Source organism: Caballeronia ptereochthonis (assembly GCF_001545075.1).
Classification (GTDB): Bacteria; Pseudomonadota; Gammaproteobacteria; order Burkholderiales; family Burkholderiaceae; genus Caballeronia; species Caballeronia ptereochthonis.
On sequence record NZ_FCOB02000073.1, the window covers coordinates 1 to 5,591 of the forward strand.

A 5,591-nucleotide genomic window follows, 5' to 3' on the forward strand; every position below is an offset into this window, starting at 1 on the left:
TCGGGATCGCGCACGGTGAGGTGACCGGCGAAACCGTAATCGAAACCTTGCTGCGCGAACGCGCGGCACGCGCCGACGAGGCGCTCCTTCAGATGCTGGCGATGTTCGGCGTGGCTCGAAAACGTCGGCAGCCGCGGGAAGATCAGACCTTCCTGCTCGGGCTGATAAATCGAAACACGACCGTTGAGGTCGATGGTCTTTTCAGTGGTCTCCATGATGTCGCTCACATTCGCTCCATGCATATCGATCGGGATGATGCATGGTGACGTGAGCCACGCCTGAGTACAAACGAAGATTGTTCAATAAAACATGAATCACGTTCATGTCACGCGCTGCGAGCGGCCGGTTCCGGGCCAAAAACCGCATTCGTGTACGCGATGCAACGTTTTTACGCACGCCTCCTGTTCGGGTCGAGATGCCTTGCCGCACGGCGCCACTCCGGAGGCGAATTCCGTACGAGCCCCGCCGTATAAGGCTTCCGGCGCGGCCGATGCGGCGGCGCCGCGTCCGATGGACACGGCGCATGACCAGGATTGCAACATTTTTCGAACGCACCCCGTTTCCCCGGCGACAGGGGCTCGGCGTCCGGGAATCGACACTTTCCACGCCCTCGCCAATCCGCCATGCGCACGACCAGACGGGGCATTCAGCAGACGAAAACGTTTGTCGGCGGCGGGGCGATATCCGCGTACCGTATGAAGGTCGCCTTTCACGATTGAATCAATTTTCGCCGCGGGCACCGGACGCGTCGCCGCGTCGGCGCGCAAAGCCACACTGGTATAAGGATTGGCGCCTCCTGGCACAGCTCTCGCTAATGTATGACCACGCACGAAGATCACCGCGATCCTCCGACATAAAAACAGCGGCAAGTCCGTGCGACGGGGCTGGTCGCAACGGGTTCGATGAACGTCGTCAGAAGCGTGCACGAAACCCGTTGCGAACCAGAGAAAAGCAAAAGCGCGAAGCGCACAGACAAGAGCATAAGAACATGTTGACTCTCCAATCCGATCTGCATGGCAATCATTTGTTGGGCGCGCTTCCGGCGCAAGAATGGCAGGCCATCGCGCCTCATCTCGAACTCGTCCAGTTGCGCACCGAGCAGTTGCTCTGCGATTCCGGACAACGCATCCACCACGTGTATTTCCCGACCACGGCGATCATCTCGCTCCTGCATACGATGGAAGACGGCGGCTCGGTCGAGGTCGCGGCGGTCGGTCGCGAAGGGATGTCGGGTGTTCCGGTGCTGACGGGCGGCGATACGATGCCGACGCGCGTGCAGGTTCAGTGCGCGGGCTTCGCGTATCGCATGAGCGCGGGTGCGCTGCGTGAACACTTCGGCCGCTCGGACTTCCTGCGCCGCGTGATGCTGCTGTACATGCAAGCCCTTCTCACGCAGGTCGCGCAGACGGCCGCGTGCAATCGCCATCACTCGCTCTCGAAGCAACTGTGCCGCTGGCTGCTGATCCAGACCGACCGCACGCCGTCGGATCAGTTGCGCGTGACGCAGCAGATGATCGCCGACATGCTGGGCGTGCGCCGTGAAGGCGTGACCGAAGCGGCCGGCAAGCTGCACGCCGCGGGCCTGATTCATCACAGCCGCGGCTGCATCAAGGTACTGGATCGCGCCGGCCTGGAAGAGCGTGCGTGCGAATGCTACGGCATCGTCAAGCGCGAGTTCGACCGGATGCTGCCGCGCCGTCAGGCCGAAGCCGTGGCGTAAGCGTGGTCAGACGAGGGCGCGGCCGGCAGCGGCCGCCCGCCCGCGCAGCGAGTCGATGCTCGCGAAGAGCAGCACGGCGAACACGATGAGCATCATCCAGTCGATCTTCCGGGTGGACGGCGGCATCCATGGCCGCTTCAATCCGCAGGCGCCGATTGCGTATGCTATCGGCATCATCGTGCGGATTCCGTTCATGAACGCGCCGATGTAAGCGGAGCCCCGTGCCTAAGTATCTCGATGGCGCCTGCTGACGTCGCCGTTGTATTACCGGCTCGCGTCGCGGGATACGGTTTATCGGCGCAGGCAGAGTCATGCCCACGTCGTATTGAACGCGACGCGATAGAGATGATCGGGCGGGCGGCGATCATGTCGCTGCGTTGAGCTCGAAGTACGGACGGCGTCATCGCGGCGTCGTTCGTGGGAAGATCATTTTCCCCGGTGCTCCAGTGAGCCCGCGGCGTCATTCGCATCGTCCGCATGCGTGGCCGTTCCGTTTGATGCACGCATCGCGCCTTTCAACCATGCGTACATGTCGCGGAACGCGCGCACCGTTCGATACCCGACGAGGCCCCAGGCCGTGTTGGCGATCTGCATCGTCCATGCATGGCTGCGATTGCCGCGTCCCCAGTAGGTCTTGAAGCGCTCCGAGCCGACGCCGAAGTCGATGTCGTAGCCGTGCTCGAGCGCCCACTTCACGGCGTGCTCCCACGCGATCGCCCCCGCGCCGAACTTGCCATACGCCGGATCGAAGCTGCCGATGACGGCATTTGCGAGCGGGTTGCCGTGACTCATGATCACCGCGGCTATCGGCCGGGCATCGAGGGTGACGACGGTCATGCGCGCGAGCGATTGCGTATCCGGACCATCGGAGCGGTGAGTGAGCGTGGCGATCAGAAAGTCCTGGTAGTAGGGCGAAAACAGCCATACGCCCTTCTTGCCGGTGCGTTCCGCCCATTGACGCTTCCAGGCGAGCATCGCGCGCACGCATTGCGCGATGCCTTCGGCGTCCGACGGATCCACCAGGCGAATGCTCAACTGGCCTTCCTTCGCAAGGCGCCGTTCGAGCTGGCCGGGCTTCTTGCCGTGCATCGTGCCGAGGGAGCGGCAGTAAGTATTCCAGTCGGTTTCACCGCGCAGCTTCGCGACCCACGACTCATGACGCGAGAGCCCCAGGACGCGTGGCTCGCGCAAGGCGACGCGATGCAACTCGGACCCTTCGTTCATGTAGGGCAAATGCACGAAGTCCGCCTTGCATCGCGCGCACGCCGCGCGCCATGCGGATTCGATTCGCGCTGCCGCATCGGGACCGTCCTCGACGAGCATGCTCGTGTAATCGGCGGCATCGGGACTGAGCGGAAGCAGATACGTCCAGAAGATGCGTCGCCATGAAACGAGCGGCCACACAAGACGAAGCTCGCCGCGCTCGCGCAGCACGATGCAGTGCAGCTTTCTGTTCTGCGGTCTGGCGACGTGCCGCCATGCGAGCAGGCACACGTCGAAGCGCTGGAAGTATCGTCCGTGTGCTTTCAGCCAGAGCGCGTTCCACTCGCGCTCGAGCGCAATGAAGCCTTGTTCATCCGAAACGACTTCCAGTCGCGTTTGACCGTCGCTCATTGATTCCCCGTGACCTGGTGTGCGAGCGCATGCACTGCTCGCCGCGGAAGCCCTGGCGGTCATCGTCTGCGATTGCGTTTCGACGCCAGTTCATACCCACTACGACATTACCTTCGATGCCGTCGACTTGTCGGCCAACACTCAGTGCTTTTCACGCAGAACACCCGACATGCTGTCAGCGCGACTTTGGCATTGCGGATATCGTCTCGCACATGAAAGCAATTGGTACGTTATACGTAAGCTTAAGGCAAGGAGGGCGATTTCATCCGCAGCTTTCCAATTGAAAACTTGGACGGAATCTTGGGTTTGCGCGGCACGAAAGATCCGGGCCGCCTCGAAGCCATCTTCGTTCGCGAGAGTGGCTTCAGTGTGACGAACGGCGGGCCGACGCGTCGATAGGGGCGATCGCGCTCAGCCCTGCGTTTCGACGCGCGAATTTCGCAAGTGAATGCCGAGCGCGCGTCGCGCGCTCAATGCGAGCGACACGCACGACAGCGCGTTGAAGAGAAAGAGGCCGCTCGGTCCGACGATCGTCATCATCGCCGAGGCGAGCGCCGGACCCGTCATTCCCCCGAAAGAGAACAGCACGAGCAGCGTCGCCGAAATGGCGACCCGGTGTTGCGCCTCCGTGCGATCCTGCACGTGCGACACGATGAGTCCGTACTGCGTGAAGGTGACCGCCACATAGGCGAGCGTCGCGCACCAGGTGATCACGCGCACGTCGAAGCAGAAGAGCACGAGACTCAATGCAGCGGAGATCGATGCCGTGTAATAGACGAGACGCCGCCGGTCGACCCTGTCGGAGATGCGGCCCATCGGCCATTGCGGCACGAGCGCGCCGATCAGCGCGACGCCCATGAAGGTCGCGAGCTCGCTCGTCGAAAAGCCCGCGCGCTCGAGGTAGACCGGCATCATCGCGTAGAAGCTGCTGTAGATGAAGCCTGCGAGCACGCAGCCCGGCACGGCGAGCGGCGCGGCCGCCACCATGTCGCGCACGCTTTCCCGCCAGGTGCGCGCGGGCACGCGATGGAGATTTTCGTCGGCGACCTTGACGGGCCAGCCTTCGAGCAAGGTCACGGGCAGCACGGCGGCGGCGAAGAGCGCCGCGGCAATCGAGAACTGCTGTCCGCCCGAGCCTGCGCCCACGTTCAGCAGAAACTGCCCCGTTCCGACCGCGAGGTAATTGATGGCCGCATAGGAACCGAAGACCTGTCCGCGCTTTTCGTTCTCGACCGTGCCGTTGAGCCAGCTTTCGATGGACGTATACAGTCCCATGAAGGCGAAACCGGTCAGCAGGCGCACGATTCCGAGCGTCCACGGCGATTGCGCGGCGCCGAACGCGAGCGCGAGTATCGATGCCGCTGCCGAGAACGCGACGAAGGTCCGGTGCTGGCCGATGCGGTCGATGAGCCTGCGATTGAACACCGCCCCGAGAATGAACCCGGCGTAGTAGCACGACTGGATGAGACCGATCACGATCGTCGGGTAGCCGGACTGCAGGATGCGCAGCGGGATCAGCGTCTGAAAGAGGCCGTTTCCGGCGATGAGCAGCGCGTATCCGCACAGCAGGCCGGCCAGCGCCCGATAGCTGCTGCCGGCGCCGCCCTGAACGTGCGGCGTGGCGGCGGACGGCGCCGCGGCCGCGGGCGGCGTCTGGCGGCCGAACAGCTTCGCTTCGGTGAGCGGCCCGGTGCGCGCGACAGCCGGCGCTTCCGCCTCCTGGTGCGTTTCCTCCTGCTGTTCGTCCTGTGTCGTGTCGGGATCAGGGGCGGGATCTTGCGCGGGATCGGTTGCGGGGTCGCGCGTGAATTCGTGTTCGACTTTTGACATGACACCCTTGAAGGTTCGGGAAAGCGCGGCTCGCTTCGTTTTTTCGCCGTGCCCGCATGGCGCTCCTCGACGATGCTAACCGAGAGCGGGGCATCGTCGCGACACCCTTAAGGGAAACCCCTGATTCCGCACGGACGGGCATTCCGCCGCGACCGCATTGCCGGGGCTTTGGATGACGCGGTCTTATAAAGATGGTAACGGGCGCTGATGGTGCCGCAGGCTGGATTTGTATCTCTCAAGGCAAGGTGGCGTTCACGCTGTAAGGGCTCGCTTTCGCGAATCCGCCTCCGAAACACTGCGCTGCCTGTCGCGTCTAGTAACGTCTGAAATTAGAGTTGCGCGGTTACCTGAAGCCGAACGTGACGCGTGACGTCGAGAGGCCCGACGGCTTGTAAAGCGGCGTGCCCGCGAACAGGTCGTAGCTCAA

3 protein-coding genes and 3 pseudogenes are annotated in these 5,591 nt (G+C 63.2%); 2 read left to right on the forward strand and 4 right to left on the reverse strand.

Annotated elements, in window-relative coordinates; translation table 11 throughout:
* Positions 1–215, reverse strand: a pseudogene (locus tag AWB83_RS35265) (class II aldolase/adducin family protein); the annotation flags it as partial.
* Between the two features lie 773 nt (positions 216–988).
* On the opposite strand from AWB83_RS35265, the gene AWB83_RS35270 reads away from it, so the two are divergent.
* Positions 989–1,720: a Crp/Fnr family transcriptional regulator gene (locus AWB83_RS35270; RefSeq protein ID WP_087050227.1), complete on the forward strand. Its 732-nt coding sequence runs from the start codon at positions 989–991 to the stop codon at positions 1,718–1,720.
* Between the two features lie 6 nt (positions 1,721–1,726).
* Here AWB83_RS35270 and AWB83_RS36370 read toward each other — a convergent pair.
* Positions 1,727–1,813: pseudogene (locus AWB83_RS36370) on the reverse strand (ABC transporter permease); the annotation flags it as partial.
* A 1-nt stretch (position 1,814) separates the two neighbouring features.
* Between AWB83_RS36370 and AWB83_RS37665 the strand changes: the two are divergent.
* Positions 1,815–2,063 (forward strand): annotated as a pseudogene (locus AWB83_RS37665) (cytosine permease); the annotation flags it as partial.
* A gap of 83 nt (positions 2,064–2,146) precedes the next feature.
* Here AWB83_RS37665 and AWB83_RS35280 read toward each other — a convergent pair.
* Positions 2,147–3,334 carry a GNAT family N-acetyltransferase gene (locus AWB83_RS35280; protein WP_159463104.1) on the reverse strand — a complete coding sequence of 396 codons (1,188 nt, stop codon included), beginning with the start codon at positions 3,332–3,334 and terminating at the stop codon, positions 2,147–2,149.
* A 411-nt stretch (positions 3,335–3,745) separates the two neighbouring features.
* Positions 3,746–5,164 (reverse strand): MFS transporter, encoded by a 1,419-nt coding sequence (locus tag AWB83_RS35285; RefSeq protein WP_087050226.1) that lies wholly within the window; start codon positions 5,162–5,164, stop codon positions 3,746–3,748.
* Between the last annotated feature and the right edge of the window lie 427 nt (positions 5,165–5,591).

Bases quoted from the DNA above. Each gene is read 5' to 3' on its own strand.
- AWB83_RS35270 (WP_087050227.1), top strand. From the start codon at position 989: ATGTTGACTCTCCAATCCGATCTGCATGGCAATCATTTGTTGGGCGCG.
- AWB83_RS35280 (WP_159463104.1), bottom strand. From the start codon at position 3,334: ATGAGCGACGGTCAAACGCGACTGGAAGTCGTTTCGGATGAACAAGGC.
- AWB83_RS35285 (WP_087050226.1), bottom strand. From the start codon at position 5,164: ATGTCAAAAGTCGAACACGAATTCACGCGCGACCCCGCAACCGATCCC.